The 19,834-nt window shown below is 48.4% G+C and carries 17 protein-coding genes and 5 pseudogenes; 17 read left to right on the top strand and 5 right to left on the bottom strand.

Features of this window, described 5'->3' with window-relative positions:
• Positions 1–72 precede the first annotated feature (72 nt).
• On the bottom strand, positions 73–396 hold the full coding sequence (locus AM1_RS18555) for a KH domain-containing protein (RefSeq protein WP_010471473.1): 324 nt from the start codon (positions 394–396) through the stop codon (positions 73–75).
• A gap of 11 nt (positions 397–407) precedes the next feature.
• Positions 408–662, bottom strand: a complete 255-nt coding sequence (gene rpsP / locus AM1_RS18550; RefSeq protein WP_010471471.1) for a 30S ribosomal protein S16 — start codon at positions 660–662, stop codon at positions 408–410.
• Positions 663–921: 259 nt separating this feature from the next.
• Here rpsP and AM1_RS44010 point away from each other — a divergent pair.
• The 14 genes and pseudogenes from AM1_RS44010 to AM1_RS18480 all read left to right on the top strand — a co-directional run.
• Positions 922–1,155, top strand: a pseudogene (locus tag AM1_RS44010) (ATP-binding cassette domain-containing protein); the annotation flags it as partial.
• Between the two features lie 516 nt (positions 1,156–1,671).
• The gene (locus AM1_RS42215; protein WP_012164424.1) at positions 1,672–1,821 is read left to right on the top strand and encodes a hypothetical protein; all 150 of its coding nucleotides are present in this window, start codon (positions 1,672–1,674) and stop codon (positions 1,819–1,821) included.
• 188 nt (positions 1,822–2,009) lie between these two features.
• Entirely contained in the window at positions 2,010–2,678 is a 669-nt protein-coding gene (locus AM1_RS18540) for a DUF4347 domain-containing protein (protein WP_012164423.1), read from the top strand.
• Positions 2,679–2,721: 43 nt separating this feature from the next.
• Entirely contained in the window at positions 2,722–3,270 is a 549-nt protein-coding gene (locus tag AM1_RS18535) for a gluconokinase (RefSeq protein WP_238549011.1), read from the top strand.
• Between the two features lie 79 nt (positions 3,271–3,349).
• Positions 3,350–4,018 carry a hypothetical protein gene (locus AM1_RS18530; RefSeq protein ID WP_012164421.1) on the top strand — a complete coding sequence of 223 codons (669 nt, stop codon included), beginning with the start codon at positions 3,350–3,352 and terminating at the stop codon, positions 4,016–4,018.
• Between the two features lie 358 nt (positions 4,019–4,376).
• Positions 4,377–4,805: an IS200/IS605-like element ISAcma39 family transposase gene (tnpA, locus tag AM1_RS18525; RefSeq protein WP_012164419.1), complete on the top strand. Its 429-nt coding sequence runs from the start codon at positions 4,377–4,379 to the stop codon at positions 4,803–4,805.
• Between the two features lie 512 nt (positions 4,806–5,317).
• Positions 5,318–6,148 (top strand): annotated as a pseudogene (locus AM1_RS39865) (IS1 family transposase).
• Positions 6,149–6,257: 109 nt separating this feature from the next.
• A pseudogene (locus AM1_RS18510) lies at positions 6,258–6,488 on the top strand (putative sulfate exporter family transporter); the annotation flags it as partial.
• Positions 6,489–6,653: 165 nt separating this feature from the next.
• On the top strand, positions 6,654–7,715 hold the full coding sequence (locus AM1_RS18505; protein WP_238549010.1) for a M28 family peptidase: 1,062 nt from the start codon (positions 6,654–6,656) through the stop codon (positions 7,713–7,715).
• A gap of 263 nt (positions 7,716–7,978) precedes the next feature.
• Positions 7,979–9,034 (top strand): photosystem II D2 protein (photosystem q(a) protein), encoded by a 1,056-nt coding sequence (psbD, locus tag AM1_RS18500; protein WP_010471451.1) that lies wholly within the window; start codon positions 7,979–7,981, stop codon positions 9,032–9,034.
• Between the two features lie 634 nt (positions 9,035–9,668).
• A complete protein-coding gene (locus AM1_RS18495) occupies positions 9,669–10,505 on the top strand; it encodes an ImmA/IrrE family metallo-endopeptidase (protein WP_012164411.1) in 837 nt (278 codons plus the stop codon).
• Between the two features lie 28 nt (positions 10,506–10,533).
• Complete coding sequence (locus tag AM1_RS18490) at positions 10,534–11,079, top strand: HEAT repeat domain-containing protein (RefSeq protein WP_012164410.1); 546 nt, start codon at positions 10,534–10,536, stop codon at positions 11,077–11,079.
• A 185-nt stretch (positions 11,080–11,264) separates the two neighbouring features.
• Positions 11,265–11,699 carry a DUF6334 family protein gene (locus AM1_RS18485; RefSeq protein WP_041659970.1) on the top strand — a complete coding sequence of 145 codons (435 nt, stop codon included), beginning with the start codon at positions 11,265–11,267 and terminating at the stop codon, positions 11,697–11,699.
• A gap of 43 nt (positions 11,700–11,742) precedes the next feature.
• Positions 11,743–12,957 (top strand): annotated as a pseudogene (locus tag AM1_RS18480) (IS4-like element ISAcma16 family transposase); the annotation flags it as partial.
• A gap of 36 nt (positions 12,958–12,993) precedes the next feature.
• Here AM1_RS18480 and AM1_RS18475 read toward each other — a convergent pair.
• Positions 12,994–14,244 carry an IS256-like element ISAcma7 family transposase gene (locus tag AM1_RS18475; RefSeq protein ID WP_012160773.1) on the bottom strand — a complete coding sequence of 417 codons (1,251 nt, stop codon included), beginning with the start codon at positions 14,242–14,244 and terminating at the stop codon, positions 12,994–12,996.
• A 61-nt stretch (positions 14,245–14,305) separates the two neighbouring features.
• Here AM1_RS18475 and AM1_RS41075 point away from each other — a divergent pair.
• Together AM1_RS41075 and AM1_RS18470 are read left to right on the top strand one after the other, a co-directional pair.
• Positions 14,306–14,515: pseudogene (locus AM1_RS41075) on the top strand (IS4 family transposase); the annotation flags it as partial.
• Positions 14,516–14,576: 61 nt separating this feature from the next.
• Positions 14,577–15,407, top strand: coding sequence for a HEAT repeat domain-containing protein (locus AM1_RS18470; RefSeq protein ID WP_012164406.1), 831 nt, complete (start codon positions 14,577–14,579; stop codon positions 15,405–15,407).
• Positions 15,408–15,437: 30 nt separating this feature from the next.
• Here AM1_RS18470 and AM1_RS18465 read toward each other — a convergent pair whose 3' ends face one another.
• Both AM1_RS18465 and AM1_RS18460 read right to left on the bottom strand, forming a co-directional pair.
• Positions 15,438–17,666 carry an AAA family ATPase gene (locus AM1_RS18465; protein WP_012164405.1) on the bottom strand — a complete coding sequence of 743 codons (2,229 nt, stop codon included), beginning with the start codon at positions 17,664–17,666 and terminating at the stop codon, positions 15,438–15,440.
• Positions 17,667–17,677: 11 nt separating this feature from the next.
• Entirely contained in the window at positions 17,678–18,844 is a 1,167-nt protein-coding gene (locus AM1_RS18460) for a trypsin-like peptidase domain-containing protein (protein WP_012164404.1), read from the bottom strand.
• A 74-nt stretch (positions 18,845–18,918) separates the two neighbouring features.
• Between AM1_RS18460 and AM1_RS18455 the strand changes: the two genes are divergently transcribed.
• Complete coding sequence (locus AM1_RS18455) at positions 18,919–19,833, top strand: peptidoglycan DD-metalloendopeptidase family protein (protein WP_012164403.1); 915 nt, start codon at positions 18,919–18,921, stop codon at positions 19,831–19,833.
• The last annotated feature ends 1 nt before the right edge of the window (position 19,834 follow it).

Genomic DNA, 19,834 nt, shown 5'->3' with positions numbered 1-19,834 from the left:
GTTATGTCTATCAGTAGCCTTGAGCTTAAGACTACTCATAACAATAGATTCTTAACTTCGGGGCGCTTTTGCTTAACGGCGCCGTTTTTGAGGAGGCCTTTTGGGGCGAGAGGGCTGCTTATTCGCCCCTCCTTCATTGAAAACTTCCAGGTACACCGATTGGTTGGCTGCTTTGCCAGCCATTTCCAACACTGTGCGCATCGCTTGGATGGTCCGCCCGCCTCGGCCAAAAACTCGCCCTTTATCTGTTCCTGAAAAGGCCAGACGGATCCACACTTTACCACTGGCATTCGTCTCGCAGTCTATGCTCAAAGTATCCGAGGCTTCAAGAAAAGGTTCTACAAGAAAGCGAACAAGGACCGAATAATCAGTCTGAGTGGTAGAGGTTGAAGGCATAAGTTAAAAGGTTAGGCTTTGGCCTTGGCGGGTTCTAAAAGACTGGCTTTTTCCAAAATGCGACGCACGGTGTCTGTAGGCTGAGCACCATCTTTGAGACGCTTTGCGATCGCATCGACATGCAGACGGGTTTCATCCGTGATGGGGTTATAGTATCCCAACTCTTCCAAGGGACGACCATCTCTGCGATCGCGGCTATTCATGGCCACGATTCGGTAGCTAGCAGCTCTCTTTTTGCCGTATCGCTTGAGTCTGAGTTTGATCATATTGAGGTCGAAAATGCTCCGGTTGTTTGAGTAAGGTTTGCAAATTCCGGTAAAGGAATCAAGATAAATTTACTCAGATTCTCCATCATACCATTGTGTAGATGGATATCAAGTCTCCATTTCCAATCCCTGTCAGGGAGATATGGCTAAACGAACTTGGATCAGCTTTTTATGACAAATTGAATGGGGCAAGGCTGCTTCTGTACTGGAGTTTGGAAGAAACAGGTATAGTAATGAATATCATTCTCATGCCACATCTATGCTCAAGGTCCAACAACTCGCCGTCGATTACCGAGGGGTAAGAGGGTTAGATGGTATTAGCTTTCAAATTGAGCTCGGCCAACTCGTAGGGATTGTCGGTCCCAATGGCGCAGGTAAAAGCACCATGATGAAAGCGATGTTGGGACTGGTACCAACGGTGAGTGGCCAAGTGAGCTTCTATACCTGCCCCTTATGCCATCAGCTGGAGCGAGTGGCCTACTTTCCTCAGCGAGAGTAAGCAGATTTTGCTATCGTCCGCTTATTTTTTGATCCAATAATAGCGACCGATTGTTTTTCCTATTTATATATGATATTTTTCTTCTATCGGTTTTTATATCGATAAAAATTAGATGAGTTAATACAGATTCTTTAGTAATCAAGCTCTGATAATTTATTGAAGTCATGACTAACTAAGTTGATCGGTGTTTTTTAGCTCATCTTTATGGCTGAGATATCGTTCTTCTGACTCTACTGGTTTCCCCCCGCCTCCTTTTTTTGATTGTGTGTTCCATTTTCGCTTCAGTTTCTAGTTCGTAGATATGGAATAAGATCATCATATTAGTCCTGACTTATTGAATTGCCTTGGTCAGAGCGGCCTGAGTGCATGGACATTTCCTAGCAAATGCGTTTTCAGTATTCGTTAGCATCTTTCATCACCCGTTTGGGGTGACGAGAACAGAGTTTAAAAGTCTCTGTTTTCTAGCGCCACGGAGATTGCTAGCCGCACTGTTTTAGGGGCTGATAGATCATGCCTACTGGTTCCTTCTTGTTATTTATTCAGTCTTGCATTGGTATGACTGAAAGCGGCAGATTCCCTAGTGCTTGTGCCCAATTTTTCGGTCCTGATATCAGTAGTAACGATAGTTTGCTGGTTTTAACGGCTTTAGGGGCGAATTAGAACTGAGTTCGATTGAGATGAGAACCGGCTGAACCTCAAAAAATCAATGCTTTTCGTATTGCAGGAGGTGTGAGTTTTTGATGTTAATTAGTATTGTCTGCACCACGGACTGTGAGGAATATCGCGAGTCAAGGTGATGAGCTGAACTGCTTTAAAAGGTTTTGTAAGTGTTGTTGGAAAGAATAACTATGTCTAAGTCACAAGTGAATATATCGAGTCTGTTGAATAACCAGGACATAACACCCAACGCCATTAATTATCATGTTGGTGAGAATCATCTTAGTGCTGCGAGCAACGACATGTTAGTGGTTATCGATTCAGCAGTAGACGACTATTCCCTACTGGTGTCGGGGGTGCGGCAGGGTGCCCATGTTGTGGTCCTTGAGAAGAATCACAACGGAGTGGCGCAGATCTCTGCAGCTTTAGAAGCCTATGGTGCAATTGAGAGTCTGCATATTGTGTGTCATGGGTCGCCAGGATGTTTATATCTAGGCAATTCTCAATTGAGTTTGAAGACTTTAACTCATTATGCAGATCAGATTGCGAGTTGGTCTAAACGATTGAGTGGGAATGAATTGTTACTGTATGGCTGCCGGGTTGCTGCTGGTGATGCAGGTGAAGAGTTTGTGGACAAAATACATCGATTGACTCAAGCAACGGTGGCGGCCTCTGCAAACCCTGTGGGTGAGGCTCGACAGGGAGGTACTTGGCAATTGGCTTCATTTTTTGGCGGAATTAAGAATGCTCAGGCTTTTCTTCCAGAGACCCAGCAAATTTACGCGGGTATTTTTACAGAGGTACTGAGCAAAAGTGTCGACGAATATGATGAGTCGTTGCTTATCCATTGTCTCCCCTGAAACTTTATCAATCCTGAATAGCCATTCAATATCGAGGTGGATCATGATGACATGTGATATTCCTCTTATCTGGATCATGATAGGGGTTGCGGGTTCAGGTAAAACTACCATAGGCCGGTTATTCGCGGCCCGTTTAGAGTGTGATTTTTTAGAAGGCGATCTACGCCATCCTGTGCGTAACATCCAAAAGATGGCTGCGCAAAAACCACTGACCGATGCGGATCGACAGATGTGGCTGGATGAGATCGCAGATGATATTCGCTGGGCCATTGATCTAAAGCGCGAAACCGTCCTCACCTGTTCTGCCCTTAAGCAAGCGCATCGACAGCAATTAATGGCTTTGGGCTCGGTACAGCTTGTCTGGTTAGAAGTATCAGAATCTGAGCTGCTTCAGCGTTTGACTCAGCGAGAGAACCACTACATGCAGGCCAGGCTCTTAGCCAGTCAGCTCGATGCCTTTGAACCTATTGGCTCTGAAGAATCCATTCTGACCGTTGATGCGACTCAGCCTCCGGCTTGGGTCGTTGAGCAAATCTGGCGGCAAGCCCTTCACTGTTATCCCAAATTGAACCGAGTCTGGTGGGAGCGCTAGTTGATTGTAGACCAGGCAACCAGGGATACTGCTGATAGGGATATTCCCTCCATCCGCTTATTCTCAAAGGACATTGCCTGTGACTCTGCCTCAACCCCTTCAGCTTTTGGCCCCCCTGTTGAGTCCTGAGCACTTAGCCCCTTTATCAGCTCTCCAACAGCATTATCCACAGGGACTGCGGCATCAAAACTGGCCAGCCTATGCTCAAGGCTCTGATCCACTGGCGTTTTTGTTGCAGGTTTGGCGAGAGCAGCGTCCAGAAAGCGAACCGCCCGCCCCAATCTGGAAATGCGATGCCTCGGCCATCGAAGCCTGCCCTCATATTTCTACCTTGGTCAATAGTATCCACGGGTTTCAAAGTGAAGACGGTGACCCAGACCAATGGCTGGTGGCCGCCTGGTGGTGGGGAACAGCAGCTGTTGTCTGTCGAACATCTGCGGATAAGTTAGAAAATGCGATCGCAGGTTGGTATCAGCGGTATCGCTGTGCAGTTCTCTATTTACAATCTCCTGAAATGGAGCAAGATGCGCAAATTTTGAAAGCCTATGAAGCTGACCTTACCTGTAGCCATTCCTTAGAAGTGCCCCAGCAAGTCGATTTATCTTGGGCGATTAGAGATGGCTTTGATTGGGGTCAATGGCAACTTCCTTCGGCCCTCCAACCTTGGGGCAGTCAAGCAGAGTTGGGACAAACTGTCATTGCGAATAATCCCGCCAAAACTGCTACATCTTCATCTAAAAATCACTAATTTATATTAAAACTCATTTAAAAAGCTAATTTTCTAATCTCAGCACAAAAAATTAGTTTTTTCAGACTAATTTAGCTAAGACCTAATGCAACAAGAAGCCATTGCTGGCGTCGGGAGTCTGCTTTCTTCTGCCAATTTTCGCAATGTGTGCATGCAGAAATGGTTGAAACGGGTATTGTCCGCGATAGGTTCAAACCATTTTAGTGTTGATAGGCCCGAGAACTATGATTCTCGATAACTTGGGTACAGATGAATAACTAACTATCCTGTATAAGCCTGCGCTTTGAGCGCAGGACTCGTCAGGTTCCACCTATACCGCGGTAGAAAGGTCTCCTTTGAAGTCTTCAAAGGAGACAGAATGACATATCGCAAGTTATCCCATAGTGTGTGGGAATGCAAATATCATGTAGTATTTGTGCCGAAATATCGAAAGAGAAGAATATATGGACGAATTAGGCAGAATTTAGGTGATATATTTCATGAACTGGCACGACATAAAGAGAGTGCCATAGAAGAAGGCCATTTAATGCTAGATCATGTTCATATGTTGTTGAGTATTCCGCCGAAATACTCTGTGTCCAATGTGGTGGGCTATGTAAAAGGTAAGAGTGCCATTTATATCGCTCGAGAGTTAGGCAATAGCCGGAATGCGACAGGCCATAAGTTTTGGTCTAGAGGGTATTTTGTCTCAACAGTCGGCAGAGATGAGGAAGTGATTCGTCGATATATCAGACATCAGGAACAAGAGGAGCAAAAGCTTGAGCAATTGAACTTGTTTCGGGCGTAGCCCAAATCCCCTTTAAGGGGTTCTAATTCAAGCCTCCGGTTTTACCGGAGGTATCTGACTAAATAGTTTCATCCTTTTGGAGCTGATGCCTTGCTCTACCATCACAACGGTAGAGCAGACGACAACGGCATCCTCATTGCGATTGGCGCCAAATACTGCTCCATCAACCGTTTTTTCTATTCATACCTAAGGCAAATGTGGGGTATGAGGCTGTTCCACAGCCCTCTTTTTCTCCTCATTCTTGTCGTCATTTTATGCAGTCTGCCGGATTGGATCAGCCTGTAGCATTTGCCTTTGTTCTGGTTTTTGTATTCCTATTTATTAAGGAGTTCGTTCATGGTTCAAGCGATCAATACTGTTAATTCCCCTGTTGATATTCCTAGTGCACTCACAAATCTACCTCAGGATAATCCCCAAGAAATCCTCAGTTTTGCACTTAAGCAATTCGGGTCGTGCACCAAAAAAGTGTGGGTTTGCTAAACCGATAGGGAGTTGAGTTATCCTTTCCCCTGATGCAATGTCCTCTATGTGGTCATCCAACGACCCACTAACACGGTAAAACCAGTAAAGGCAGCCAACGTTACCGTTGCCTCCACTGCTAGCGAACTTTCAGTGAAACCTTTGATACCCTCTATTATCACCGTCAGATTTCTCCTCAAACCCTTCAGACCATCCTTCAATCTCATGCTGAAGGCAGTAGTTTGCGCGGACTCGCTCGAATTACGGGTGTGGCTTATAACACCTGTGTGAGTGTAGTTCGCTCCGCGAGCCATAAAGCCCAAATGATTCACAACCAAGAAGGTCAGGCCGTTTCGACTGACGTCATCAATGCTGATGCGTTATGGTCTTTTGTCAAAAAAAGCAAAAGCACTGTGAACCGGAAGAATTGAGCGTCGGCGATTGCTGGATAGCGTTGAGTCTTGCCAAAGACAGTGGCTTAGTGCTCAGTGGTCGTATTGGCAAACATACCGACGAGCTCGCTCAAGCATTGATTGAGAATACTGAAGGCAAAACCGCCTGTCACCATTGGCAAACGGATGGTTGAGACGGTTACTCACGCCAATTACCCGATGAGGTGATCCATCACGTGAGTAAGGCCCTGACGCAACGCTTAGAGCGGACCAATGGAATACTATGGCAACAGACCGGGCGCTGGCATCGACGACAAAACAAATTTGGTAAAGTCTGGCAACAGAGTACAGTGACCTTAAGACTGGTGCTAACCTATTTCAACTGGATCTGGTGCCACTCTCGATTTAAAAAATACGGCTGCACAACGTGCTGGGCTGACGGAACATCCTTGGGAATGGCAAGATTTAGCCACCTATCACACACTTTATTGATGCACAACCGATGTTCCTGATTCCGGTGATGTTGACATTAGGGGTTCTATCTTTCCGGCAGCGGGTTGGAGATTCTAAATCACTGCCCATTCCTTAGTTTGTCCTCGGCTTTGTAGCACTGATTGGGGTGAGCAGTTTTCAGCTTTTACCAACTGCATGGACTGAGACCCTGACCCAAGGAAATAAATTTTTACTGACCGTGTCGATGGTAGCCATGGGACTTGAAACCAAACTCCATAAGTTTAAGGAAATGGGTCTACGCCCCCTCTATTTGGGCGCTGCGGCCTGGTTGTTTATCTCGATTTTGAGCCTTACTCTAGTGGAAGCCTTCTATCTGTAAAGATCTCCTATTTACAGAGATCTCCATTGTTTAGCTCAGTTTGAGTAGGGAACGGGTGCCAACCAAACCCTAGCCCATGTTATAAACACATCCTCTTATCGATTGCAGGTTTCTACAGGTGGAATGAAAGGTGTGCGACAATGGCTAGGGTTTAGTCGTGGAAAGATGTTCAAAAGTCGGAAAGCTTGGATCTTAAGTGCGATCGCATGTCTGTTTGTGGTCTTTATGTCCTGCCAGTCTCCCCGGCCTGTCGCTCAATCTCCTCCCGTCTCTCCATCACCAGAGGCGACGCCCGCAGCATCGCCGCCCGATGCTCCGTCTCCAACGACTGCTCCGCTACCTGTCACCGCTGAGCCGCCCCCCCTGGTTAATGGCGATCGGTTAATGGCAGATCTCAATGCTCTGAACTTTGAGCGCTACACTACAGCCGAGTTAAAGAAAACGAGAGCGTTTATGGCCCAAACCCTCTCGGCATCTGGCTGGACCGTAACAGAACAGCCTTTTGAAACAGGGGTGAATCTTGTGGCTGAACGTCCAGGTATAGCCCCTAATGCAGGGGTCTTACTAGTGGGCGCTCATTATGATTCGGTCCGAGGGTCTCCTGGGTCAGATGATAATGCCACTGGAGTGGTGGTGGCTTTGGAAGTGGCGAGACTGCTGGGCGATCGCAAAACGATACGGCCCCTGCGCATTGTTCTATTTGATCAAGAAGAAGCCGGACTGGTGGGTAGCTATGCCTATGCCCAACGCCCCGAAAATCTCAAAAATTTAGACGGCGTCGTGATTTTGGAAATGCTGGGCTACTCCTGTTCGACACCGGGCTGCCAGCAGGTTCCTGGAGAATTCAAGGTGAAGCTACCCAGTGATAAAGGAGACTTTCTTGCGATCGCAGGCGATACAGAGCACCTACCATTACTGAATGCCTTTAGCGAGCATCATCAGCCAAACTTACCGGCGTTAGTCCCTGTCTCCATTCCTTTTAAAGGTCTATTAACCCCTGTCATCCTGCGCAGTGACCATACGCCATTTTGGTTTGAAGGGATAGGAGCCGTGATGCTCACCGATACCGCCCATCTGCGCAATCCCCACTATCATCGGCGCACCGATACACCGGATACAGTAGATGCAGCATTCCTAACGGGCAATGCTCAAACCGCTGTTAATGCAATAACCGCCCTCTTAGACCGACCGCAAAGTTTCTTGACGACTGAAACCGACAAATCTTAAGCTTTCTCAGGATTCAGGCACTGCCTATCATTGCTCGTTTTCATGGATTAACCGTCTAACCCTCATATTTGGCTAGACTTTCCAGCGGTAGCTGCAGCACGATAGACTTCTACATATAATTAGGATATGTGAAAGAAATCATAAAGTATCGTGAATTTTTGTTGACTTTACTTTATGGTTAATCATATCTACACCGATTCAGGACCATCTGTTATTTTTCCTGCAATCATTTTTCGATTTATAAATAAACTGGAGATCTATCCATGACCATAGCAGTCGGACGCGCCCAGGAGCGAGGATGGTTTGACGTCCTCGACGACTGGCTTAAGCGTGATCGGTTCGTCTTTATTGGTTGGTCAGGTATCCTACTTTTCCCCTGTGCGTTTCTATCCATCGGGGGATGGTTTACCGGCACAACTTTCGTAACTTCCTGGTACACCCACGGTCTTGCTAGCTCCTACCTAGAAGGGGCTAACTTCTTGACCGTTGCTGTATCCACTCCCGCCGACAGCCTCGGCCACTCCCTACTTCTACTTTGGGGACCCGAAGCTCAAGGTGACTTCACCCGCTGGTGTCAGCTGGGTGGATTGTGGAACTTCACCACATTACATGGTGTCTTCGGCTTGATCGGCTTCATGCTGCGTCAATTCGAGATTGCCCGTCTAGTCGGCGTGCGTCCTTACAACGCAGTTGCCTTCAGCGGTCCTATCGCCGTGTATGTTTCCGTCTTTTTGATGTATCCTTTGGGCCAATCCAGCTGGTTCTTTGCACCTAGCTGGGGTGTAACAAGCATCTTCCGATTCTTGTTATTTGCTCAAGGTTTCCACAACCTAACCCTCAACCCCTTCCACATGATGGGTGTTGCAGGTATTTTGGGTGGTGCGCTGTTGTGCGCCATTCACGGAGCCACTGTTGAGAACACCTTGTTTGAAGACGGTCAAGACGCCAATACATTTGCTGCGTTCACTCCGACCCAAGCAGAAGAGACCTACTCCATGGTCACTGCTAACCGATTCTGGTCTCAGATTTTCGGGATTGCCTTTTCCAACAAGCGTTGGTTGCACTTTTTCATGTTGTTCGTTCCTGTGACTGGTCTATGGGCTTCTGCCATTGGCCTCGTGGGTATCGCTCTCAACATGCGTGCTTATGACTTCGTTAGCCAGGAAATCCGGGCTGCTGAAGACCCTGAGTTCGAAACCTTCTACACCAAGAACATTCTCTTGAATGAAGGTCTGCGCGCTTGGATGGCACCCCAAGACCAAATCCATGAAAACTTCATCTTCCCTGAAGAAGTTCTACCTCGCGGTAACGCTCTGTAGACTCTAACTTCAAACGATAAAGTTTGATGGAAAGCCCCCGAATAATCGGGGGCTTTTTTAGTGTCAGTAGGATTGATCAATTTCTGCAGACGCTAGATGAGAAAACTGCGACCATACCTTTAGTCCATGTATCTTATGGATATCCCCCTTAAACCTGAAACATAAAGCTTTAACCCAACGGGAGGTGCCTGCAGTCCAATGGGTGGTGTTGCCTTAATAAATACCCCCTAACTCATACAGAGAGAGGGGGTAGGGACTTTTTTGATGATTATTTCTGATTTAAGTCAAGCTAAAACCAGATAGTACAAATTCTAGCAGTAGCTTGATTAGACTCAGGTTGCCCAAACAAAATCGAGATCGAACATCAAGGCGAAAAAATTTTTCCAGGTGGCTTTGTTCGGCCAGTCATGCCTTTATTTTTGCTATGGAGACCTATCAGGCATTCTGCATTGTCCGTGCGATCGCAACCGACAAAACCACGCCCCAAAAAGATATAGCTTCCCGGTCTATTCATTGGGAAAAATTTTGGCTCCAATGCATTTGGCTTTAACGATTGCAGAGATCTCGATGGGACAGCGATCACTGAGCTGCCTTGGCAGGTGGGCTAGCATTGACGCATCTCTAGGAACTGGACATGCGCAAAGGCTGGAATCCTACCCGTCGCAATCGCAATATTGGTACTTCAAAGCAAGGTCAGGGACAAAATAATCAGCTGGTGATTCCAAAATCCTGGCCAGGTGATCGGGTGTTTTGGGAAGTACTTCACAAGCCTATTGCGATTCAAGCAAAGATTGGCGAATGTAAGCTGACATTTCTAGTGGAGCCTCCGCGCCCTGAGTGTTTTTATCCCTGTACTGTCGCAGATGTGATGTCTGTTTTAGAATACGTTCCCCAGTCTGACCTGGAGGGCTTGGAGCTGATTATTTTTCGTCAACCGACGCGCAAACAAGATCAACTCAATCCTGTCTGGGGCCGTTTCCTGTACTATGCGACACCTAGACCACATTCAGGGACTGCAATTTGTATCGAAGCCCATAATCTCAATACCCCCTTGCGGTGGTCTCTCTCCCTAGGGCCAGACGCTCGCGATGAACTCACTCGACTGGAAGCTGATGGCCATCGGATCGAAAAAGGACGACGTGATTACACGATCCACCGAACTGATGAGTCGGTTCGCAATACCATCCTCTTTCGAACCCTTTTCCATGAACTTGGGCATTATGTGGATTGGAGGCACAGCGTTGTTCTACCCAGTCTTGATACCACTAGCGATGCTGAAGATGAGCGGCTGCGCCAAAAGTTTGACTCTCAGCCTTCGCAAGATAAAGAAGCTTTTGCCCATCGCTATGCCCAAAATCTAGCGACCCAACTGCATCAAGCGGGTCACATCCCTTTTAAACCTCAGCCCAATGAAAAAGCTTTACTGGATAAGGGGCTAAAGCCTGTTTGGTTTACGCCCAATCTCTCGTAAACATTCAGAAGACATCAATAGTCTGGTGGTGAAATTAGTAAACGAATTGATTGCGGATTTGCGATCGCAAGCCCGTCACGACGATGCCTATGATTTGCTTTGGGACATGGGCGAAGACGCGGTTGAAACCTTATTCATAACTTTGTGTGATGACGAGGAAGAAAACCAGGTACGCGAGAGCTGTTCCCAGCTGATGGGTCATGTCATACCAGAGGGTGTAAACCAGCTCTTGGTGCTACTGGAGAAGACTCAAGGTGATCAGGCAGATTTGGCGGCCTGGGGACTGCGATACAATCATGCACCTGCAATCATTGAACCTCAGCTATTCAAATTGCTACAGGATAGTTCGCCCACTATTCGGGCTAATGCAGCTCGCGCGCTTCGTTATATCCATATTGATTTACAGACCTTTGATTCTCGATTGCTAGAAGCTTTACAAGATGAGTGCATCGAGGTTCGGCTTGATGTGTTGCGTATCCTCATTGAGTTAGTAGAGGTTGGGCTTGAGCAATATGGTGTTTGTAATGTCACTGCACTGGCTGCAGCCGTCCACACAAGGATGAATTCCAGTTGAGTAAATTCAGAAGAATATCACTTGTCTAATACAGTGTTGACTTGTCTTGCACCGGAAAACCCTCATCTTGCTGATACCTGAAATATCACCTGCGGGATGTCAATATCCCTTATTGCTCTATTCCATTCATCTGTCATCCCAAACATACTGAGATTGTATGGTCTGCCTTCTGAAAGAAGACTCATATGTTCTGTTCCAGTTATGAGGGCTTAGTACATTTGCTAGAGGGTGACGTACCACTTATCTTGCAAAGCGTCGAACGCTGCAAAGCCAAAAGTTCTTATACCTCTAATGATTTGCTGGGGGGAGAAAATTTGGAAGCCCTAGTCTTATTCTTTGGGGACTACCAGGTCGGCATAGTCTGTGAGGGTGAGACTGATGAAGTTTATATTTCAAACGGTTTCCAGTTTGCACCTCATTTCAGGATAGATATATCGCAGCAAAAACCGTGGAAAGCAATTCTAGGGATGCAGCTTTTCTCTGTGTGGCAGCTCACAAATAATCGTGGATATGATGATGGTCTCCAGTTTGAGTTTGGGATTGCTGGGCAACAAACACGCATTCTTGTGGATGGAGCAGCCGCCGAGATCAGGCTATGGGAAATCAAGCCCTATCTGTAGGTCAATGGCACTGACTTAAGAAGTCAGGAAAAGGCTACAAGTCTTGATAGATATAGGATCAAGACTTGCACGCCATAAACTTCTGCCTTTCACTATGTCTGAGTCAGCCGAAATTCTCAAGCAGCAATTTTCCCAAAGCCTGGGTTTACCGTGGACAGATATCCTTCTAGCCTCAAGGTTAGAGGAACTCCTGAAAGAAGAAGCATTCTCCTATCGCAACCGGATATATAGCCCCATCGTTACGCTGTGGGCCATGCTTTACCAAGTGCTATCAGCCGATAAAAGCCTTCGTAACACAGTCAAATGCATCACGACTTGGCTCACAGCGGCTGGCATCCAACCGCCCTCATCTGATACCGGAGCCTACAGCAAAGCCAGAAGTCGCTTTCCAGAGTCACTGTTGCAACGTTTAATTCCCGAAAGCGCTGAGTGCTTAGCGCAACCCCTCTCCCCAGAGCACCTCTGGTGTGGTCGGCCCGTCAAGGTCTACGACGGAACCACCGTGTTGATGGCTGATAGTGCGGCCAACCAAGCATCATATCCACAACATGGCAATCAAACAGCAGGCTGTGGTTTTCCCATCGCTCGCTTGGTAGTGTTCTTCTGTTTGGTTACCGGTGCAGTGGCGTCAGCTTGTATTGCCTCCTGGGACACCAGTGAAATTGTCATGAGTCGTTTGCTCTATCAAGACCTTGAGGTCGGTGATGTGGTCATGGCGGACCAAGCTTATGGCAGCTATGTTGATCTAGCCATCATTCAACAACACAGGGCTGATGGAGTGTTGCGTAAACATCATGCTCGCAAGACTGATTTCCGCAAAGGCAACAAGCATGGCATTGGTGATCATCAGGTGACATGGCATAAGCCAGCCCAACGGCCTGAGCACATGAGTGAGCAAGATTTTGCCCTGATTCCTCAAACATTGGTCGTTAGAGAGGTGTGTTTGCGCTTATCCCTTAAGGGCTTTCGCGACCAGCACATTATTGTGGTGACGACGCTGCTGGATGCTCAACGCTACAGCGCTGGGCAACTGACTCGCTTGTATGGCTGGCGTTGGCCAGTGGCGGAAGTCAATCTGCGCCATCTCAAAACCACCTTAAAAATGGAGATGCTCAGTGCCAAAACTCCGGATATGGTGCGCAAGGACATTTGGGTACATTTGTTGGGCTATAACCTACTCAGAAGTCTCATGGAACTTGCGGCACCGCTAGCAGATAATGCTAGAACTCAACTGTCTGTGCAAGGAGCACGACAACACGAGAGTGTTTAGATTTTTGTGTAAGCAGCAGTGTATTCAATAGTTGAATCGTGTTGGGAACAGAATAGCAAAATGGGACAGCGCCGCCTTCCAATTCAGAATTGGTCTGGTCCATCGCTTCGAAATATTCCTCATCGCTAGAAACATCAATTTGTAGACAGACTCTTCATTAGGGAAAACCGCTTTGGTCTTAATCACCTTTCTCAGTGAGCGGTTGAGCGACTCAATGGCATTGGTGGTGTAGATAACCTTACGGATGGCCATTGGGTATTGAAACAACGGGGCAACATTATCCCAATGTCGTATCCAGATTTGGCTAATGCCAGGATACGTCTCGTCCCATTTATGGGCAAATGCATCCAACGCAGCCTCAGACTCTTCCAAAGTGGCCGCTTGGTAAATGGGCTTGAGGTCTGCAGCTACGGCTCGACTTTCCTTCCACGGCACATGGCGAAGGCTATTACGAATAAGATGGACAATACAAACCTGCACCTGGGTCTGAGGGTAGACCGACTCAATCGCTTGAGGAAAACCTTTGAGTCCATCACAGCAAGCAATCAAGATATCCTGAGTTCCTCGATTTTTAAGGTCTGTGAGCACCGAAAGCCAGAATTTTGCTCCCTCTCGTTCAGCGGCTCCTATCCATAATCCCAACAGTTCCTTGTTGCCCTCCACAGTCACTGCCAAAGCGACATAGACAGCTCGCTTGCTGACTTGACCATTGACTTTGATGTTCACATACAGCGCATCAAGATAGACAATCGGATACACCTCATCCAGCGGCCTTGAACGCCAGTCTTTGACCTCTTCCATGACGCTATTGGTGACGTCACTAATCAGAGCTTCAGAGATATTGGCCCCATACAGCTCCACCAATTGGGCTCGAATATCACGGGTGGTCATGCCCCGAGCATATAAGGCGATGATTTTCTCATCGAGCCCTGCGATGCGTCGCTGGCCTTTAGGCACCAGGACAGGCTCAAACTCGCCGCAACGGTCACGAGGAATCGATAGGTCCATCTCTCCTTGTTCAGACTGGACGGTCTTTTTCGAGTAACCATTGCGACTATTTCTGGGGCCATTAGAATTCTCATCACCTGACTGATCGTTGGAGGATTGCTGCAGGTGATGAGTCAATTCACCTGCAAGGGCTCGTTCCACTAGGCGTTTGCTGAGTCGTTTAAGCAGTCCTGATTCGCCCAGAATATCTTCCGGTTGAGGGTTCTCTCCGATGAGTTCATCTAACAGTTCATCGACTCGATTGGGAGCTTTTTTCTTTCTAGACATCGTACGGTCTCCTGATGTGTTTGGATCCTAGACCGCTTACACAAAACTCTGAACAGTCCCACAACACTTCAATCAGATGCTTGCTTTGTTGGCGACAGCCAACCGTGCGACCAGAAAGCGGTTGTTTACTCATCTACTTGAGACCATGGCAGCCGATCTATTACCCTCTCGACCGAATCGGCACGAACCGAGAGTCGTCAAACGCAGACCCAAATCTTTCCCGCGAATGCGACAACCTCGCTCTGCTCTCAAAGCTAAGCTAGCTGTTTGATTGAGCTTAAGTCAGTGCCATTGATCTGTAGGTATTATCTCAATCAAAAAATCTTGATCTAATGAACGATTCTCTCAAAACCTTACCGACAGACCAACTACTTTCTCAAGCAGAACAATGCGCTCGTTCGGTCGATGATGAAAGTGATCTGTATGGGGATATTCTTTATGCTCTTCATCTCCGTTCAGACCCTCAGATTTTTGATACTGCTGTGGAATGGTGTAAAAGCTCTGAATCCTGTATGAGAGCATTGGGGGCTGCCGTCTTATCACAACTTGGATGTGCAGATCGCCACTCACCCTATCCTTTTGGCGACGCTGCACTGCCAATTCTGTTGTCACTGCTCCACGATCCTGAAACAGAAGTTCTTTGCAGTGCTATCAATGCTTTGGGTCACCATGCATCCTATGATTTCTTATGGGAAAGCAGTGAACTGATGGCATTTGCCAATCACGATTCTGCAGATGTCCGTTTCTCAGTGGCCTATGCTTCAGGCGGTCCTCAGTGCGATCGCTCTGAGCTTGCAGTCGCAATGATGTGTCGATTAGCTCAGGACGATGGCTATGATGTGCGCAATTGGGCATTGTTTGGTTTGGGCAACTTAAGTGATGCAGATTCTCCCCAAGTTCGCGAGGTTCTGTTTCAAGGTTTATCGGATCCTGATGATGAAATCCGAGGAGAGGCGGTTATAGGCCTTGCTAAACGCCAAGATACCCGCGTTATCCCTGTAGTGCTCAAGGAATTAGCACTACCATCCGTCGATGTTCTAGTGATTGAAGCTGCCGTAGAATTTCCACAGCCCCAATATCTGGTGCATCTGGAAGAATTACTAGCAGCTAACCCTGATGATTATGACCTTAACAAAGCAGTTAAAAAATGTAGCCAGTTGTAAGGGTGCCAAGATCAGTATCATTTGCTGTACTTATTTAGCACAGCGGACATGGACAAATGCAAGAGTAGTTTGCCACTGAATGGTTTGGTGCAATAACTTCTGAGTCAACAGTGCTTGAATCTGTTTCACATCTGTCGCTGAACAATGCTGCCCTAGACGCTTTCCATAAGAAAGGCGATCACCACTTGTCGCAAACCACCGTTCAATCAACTTAGGAGTGACATATAGGCTCATGTCAGTTTGTTCTAAGTCTATTGTGATCGGTTGATCAGCAAATGCAGTTTGTAGATCAGATTCATCCCAAGTGAGTTGCGTATCGCCCGTATCACCTTGATATAAGGCGGCTTCAGCCGTTTGCCAACGCTGATACAACGCCTGACCTACATCCTCTGCCTTCACCAAGTCACAGATCCGTTGCCCATATTTGGGAATCGTTTCCGCTAGAACGATCTGCCCCTCCGGCCTCAGAAGGCTGATCAGCTGTTGGGCCAGGTTTTCAGCGGCTGGCCGATCCAGTTGATGCATCTGATTCGCAAAGGTATTCCGACCTAGAATCCAATCAAACTGCAGATCGGGTGTATGGTCATAGATCAGAGTTTTAAGGTCAGAACTCGACCCTGCGACACAAATAGGCCGTTGCAAGGCTGAAAGGGCCTTCACTTGCGCTTCCAGGGTCTGAGCGACTTTATCTGAGGAAACGTGGGTATAGACACTGCCTTCCGGAGTCCGTCGTAACGCTTCCCAGGTGAGTAGCCCCGTTTGGCTGCAGACCTCCAGAACCACATGATGACGTTGAATTTGAGTGAAACTGAAAATGCGATCGCGTACCCAAGCCGCATGATCGCCCGTTTGACTCATAGTGCGCTGTAACCACCGTTCCCGCTTCGAATCTTTCGGGCCATAACTGACCGTCTCTTGGGTACTCGTCTCCGAAATTCCAGAGAGTTGGGCTTCCCGCTGACGCGCAATCTGGGTTTGAATCGCCGCTTCAGCTCCTTGATCGGACGGTTGGTAAAAGACCTGTCCTTGAAGACTGTCCGGTAAATATTGTTGGGCAACCCAGTGATCGCGATAAGCATGGGGATATTTATAGTTAGCGCCATGGCCAAAGGCATGTTTGTCACGACTTTTATCCCTAAGGGGATTAGGAACATCCCCCTCCCGTTCCTTCTCAACCGAGGCCAAGGCATCGAAATAGGCCAAAGCGCTATTGGACTTGGGAGCAGTCGATAAATAAAGGGCTGCCTGGGCCAAAGGATATTGCCCCTCAGGTAACCCAATGCGATCAAAGGCTTGAGCACAAGCCATCACCACACCGACGGCTTGCGGATCCGCCAACCCCACATCCTCACTGGCTAAAATGATCATCCGACGAAAGATAAAGCGCGGATCTTCTCCGGCATAGACCATACGGGCTAACCAGTAAAGGGCCGCATCGGGGTCTGACCCCCGCATACTTTTGATAAAGGCGCTGATCGTATCAAAATGGGCATCACCCTCTTTGTCATAGAGAACTGCCCGCCGTTGGATAGAGGCTTCCGCGACAGCCAAGGTAATGGGAATCACACCCTGGTCATCGGGCTCGGTGGTTTCAATCGCCAGCTCTAAAGCATTCAGCAACGCTCTGGCATCCCCATTCGCCACATTAATCAGGTGCTCCGTTGCGGCTCCTTCCAACTCAATGGCCGTATCACCATAGCCAAAATATTTATCCTGCAAGGCCCGCTCTAGCACCTGCCGAAGGTCGTCTGGCATCAGGGATCGCAACTGAAAAATTCGAGATCGGCTCACCAGGGCTTTGTTGACCTCAAAATAGGGATTTTCGGTGGTCGCCCCAATTAAAATCACCGTGCCATTCTCCACCCAGGGCAGCAAGGCATCTTGCTGGGCTTTATTGAACCGATGCACTTCATCCACAAACAAAATCGTGCGTTGACCATATTGCCCCCGTCGGTCCTGGGCTTCATCCACGGATGAGCGAATATCTTTGATGCCAGCTAAGACCGCATTCAGGGCCAGAAAATGGGCTTGGGTGGTATTGGCAATAATCTGGGCCAGGGTGGTTTTGCCCGTGCCCGGAGGGCCATAGAAAATCAGAGAAGAAAGTTGATCCGCCTGGATTGCACGCCGCAATAATCGTCCTGGGCCAACAATCTCATCCTGGCCCACAAACTCATCCAAAGTGCGGGGACGTAACCGTGCAGCCAGGGGAGCCTCCGTTTCTAAAAGCTGTTGACGATGCTGCTCAAATAAATCCATCGCCTCAGTGCTTAAGACCGTCGCGAGAAGGTTTTAGGTTTGAGGGTGCCCACTTCCAGTTGGGCTTGGCGTTTCTGATTCTTCCGCATGATGGTGAGGGAGAGCTGATCACCCGGCGTCACAGACTGTAAGAGCTGCTGCAGTTGCTCAGTATTATCAATTTGAGTTTTGCCAATTTGTACAATCACATCGCCAGACTTTAACTGAGCCACTGCCGCTGGCGAATCGGACAAGACATCCACCACCAGCACCCCTTTCTCTTGCTCGACTTGTAGGTCCAGCTCTTCTTGTAACAACGCCTTCGTCTCTGCCGAAACGCTCACCATCCGAATTCCCAAATAGGGATGGGCAACTGTCCCATCATTCAATAATTGCTTACTAATGCGAGCAGCAATCTTCACGGGAATGGCAAAACCAAGCCCCTGAGCGGTGACCCCTGACTCCTGGGACTCGCGAATAATCGCCGTATTAATCCCAATCACCTCACCTTTGAGATTGAGCAACGGTCCCCCTGAATTTCCTGGGTTAATCGCAGCATCTGTTTGGATAAAGTTCACGCGCTGGTCCGGGGCTCCTAGCTGGGAACTAGACCGATCCGTGGCGCTAATAATGCCCATGGTCACTGTATTGTTCAGCCCCAAGGGATTTCCAATGGCAATGGCCCAGTCTCCAGGCTGTAACGTATCTGAATCTCCCAGTTCAAGGGCAGGCAGAGACTCCTTGGCCTCTATTTTAATCACAGCAATGTCGGTGAGGGGATCAGCTCCCTCGACAGTGCCGGGAAACTGCTGGCCGTCCTTGAGCACAACCGTTACTTCATCTGCATCTTCAACGACATGGGCATTTGTTAGGACCAAGCCGGTCTCATCAAAAATAAACCCAGACCCCGTCCCTTGCTCTAGGGAACGATCAGGACGGTCAAACAAACCGAATGACCCTTTGGAGCTACGGGCCGCATTAATACGCACCACAGAAGGGCCGACTTGGTCCACCATTTTGACAATCAAGTTAGAACTAATCTGGGAGCGATTGGCAATTTCTGTGGCCGGAATTTCGGGGGTACTTTGGGGACTCTCAGCAGTGTCGCCCCCTCGATTAAACCAACTTTGACAGCCGGTCTGGAGCAGCGCACTTCCTACCAATAGGGAAAAGACTAGATGTTTAAGGGATCGCTGCATTATCGTAAAACTAGTGCGCATTCAGCGTGATCTGGATTCTTTACTCCACTCTAACCTGGGAGCAATTGGGTATTATGGCCAAATTCAACTTTTGCCATCTGTTTGCAATCATACCTTGGACCTTAGGCAGCGTGGCGAGTGGTCACCTAGTCGCCCATGCTCAGTCAGCCCCCTCTCCTTCACGACTCTGCCCTGCGTCTGTCCTGTCTCGGTTAGTGCGGCATTCCGTCAAGTCGGGGGAAACCTTGACCAGCATCGCCCAGCAATATGGCCTGTCCACCGCCACTCTCAAGGGTATGAACCCTAAACTTAGGCAAGGACGAGCTAGGGTAGGCATGAACTTAGTAGTCCCCCCCTATAACGGCATTTTGGTCGCCGTACCTACCGGCCAGACCCTGCAGGCCGTGGCAAAGGCCTACCGCATTAGCTCGGAGGTCCTGTTTGAAGTGAATGGATGTCAGACCTCACCCAAGGTTGCGTTTGTACCCGGTATCACCTGGTCTCCCAGCATCAACTCTCGCCCCACAGGGATTGCTCCGCTCCAGTCGGTGGGCAACACCTTCCAATCCCCTCGATCGGTAACGGGACGCGATCGCTATCCGTTACCACAGCCCGCATCGATATTAGGAACTTACGGCTGGCGCGTCAATCCAGAGACCCGCAAAATGCAGTTCTACAGCGGCGTCGATTTGCAGGCAACGCCCGGCACCCCGGTCTATGCCGTCAGCTCCGGTACAGTCGTTTTTGCCGGGGAACGGGGTTCGTCTGGCCAAGAGGTGTTTATTCGCCATGCCCAAGGTCGACAAACTCGTTATGGTCGGCTCCAAAATTTGCAGGTCAAAGTGGGGCAACAGGTGCAACCCGGCCATTTGATTGGTGAAGTGACCTCTGCCCCTCAGACAGCCCTTAGATTTGAGGTGAGATATCGGTCCAGCTTGGGATGGGTAGCCCATGACCCCCAGTCTTATTTGCAATCTCTACAAAAGTGAA

The organism is Acaryochloris marina MBIC11017 (assembly GCF_000018105.1).
In the GTDB taxonomy this organism is placed as follows: Bacteria; Cyanobacteriota; Cyanobacteriia; order Thermosynechococcales; family Thermosynechococcaceae; genus Acaryochloris; species Acaryochloris marina.
Note: the sequence above shows the minus strand (reverse complement) of the source record. Positions and strands in the feature narration are given on the sequence as shown.

Coding starts and splice junctions, on each gene's coding strand:
- AM1_RS18555 (WP_010471473.1), bottom strand. CDS start 396: ATGCCTTCAACCTCTACCACTCAGACTGATTATTCGGTCCTTGTTCGC.
- rpsP (WP_010471471.1), bottom strand. CDS start 662: ATGATCAAACTCAGACTCAAGCGATACGGCAAAAAGAGAGCTGCTAGC.
- AM1_RS42215 (WP_012164424.1), top strand. CDS start 1,672: ATGCCTACTGGTTCCTTCTTGTTATTTATTCAGTCTTGCATTGGTATG.
- AM1_RS18540 (WP_012164423.1), top strand. CDS start 2,010: ATGTCTAAGTCACAAGTGAATATATCGAGTCTGTTGAATAACCAGGAC.
- AM1_RS18535 (WP_238549011.1), top strand. CDS start 2,722: ATGATGACATGTGATATTCCTCTTATCTGGATCATGATAGGGGTTGCG.
- tnpA (WP_012164419.1), top strand. CDS start 4,377: ATGACATATCGCAAGTTATCCCATAGTGTGTGGGAATGCAAATATCAT.
- AM1_RS18505 (WP_238549010.1), top strand. CDS start 6,654: ATGTTCAAAAGTCGGAAAGCTTGGATCTTAAGTGCGATCGCATGTCTG.
- psbD (WP_010471451.1), top strand. CDS start 7,979: ATGACCATAGCAGTCGGACGCGCCCAGGAGCGAGGATGGTTTGACGTC.
- AM1_RS18495 (WP_012164411.1), top strand. CDS start 9,669: ATGCGCAAAGGCTGGAATCCTACCCGTCGCAATCGCAATATTGGTACT.
- AM1_RS18485 (WP_041659970.1), top strand. CDS start 11,265: ATGTTCTGTTCCAGTTATGAGGGCTTAGTACATTTGCTAGAGGGTGAC.
- AM1_RS18475 (WP_012160773.1), bottom strand. CDS start 14,244: ATGTCTAGAAAGAAAAAAGCTCCCAATCGAGTCGATGAACTGTTAGAT.
- AM1_RS18470 (WP_012164406.1), top strand. CDS start 14,577: ATGAACGATTCTCTCAAAACCTTACCGACAGACCAACTACTTTCTCAA.
- AM1_RS18465 (WP_012164405.1), bottom strand. CDS start 17,666: ATGGATTTATTTGAGCAGCATCGTCAACAGCTTTTAGAAACGGAGGCT.
- AM1_RS18460 (WP_012164404.1), bottom strand. CDS start 18,844: ATGCAGCGATCCCTTAAACATCTAGTCTTTTCCCTATTGGTAGGAAGT.
- AM1_RS18455 (WP_012164403.1), top strand. CDS start 18,919: ATGGCCAAATTCAACTTTTGCCATCTGTTTGCAATCATACCTTGGACC.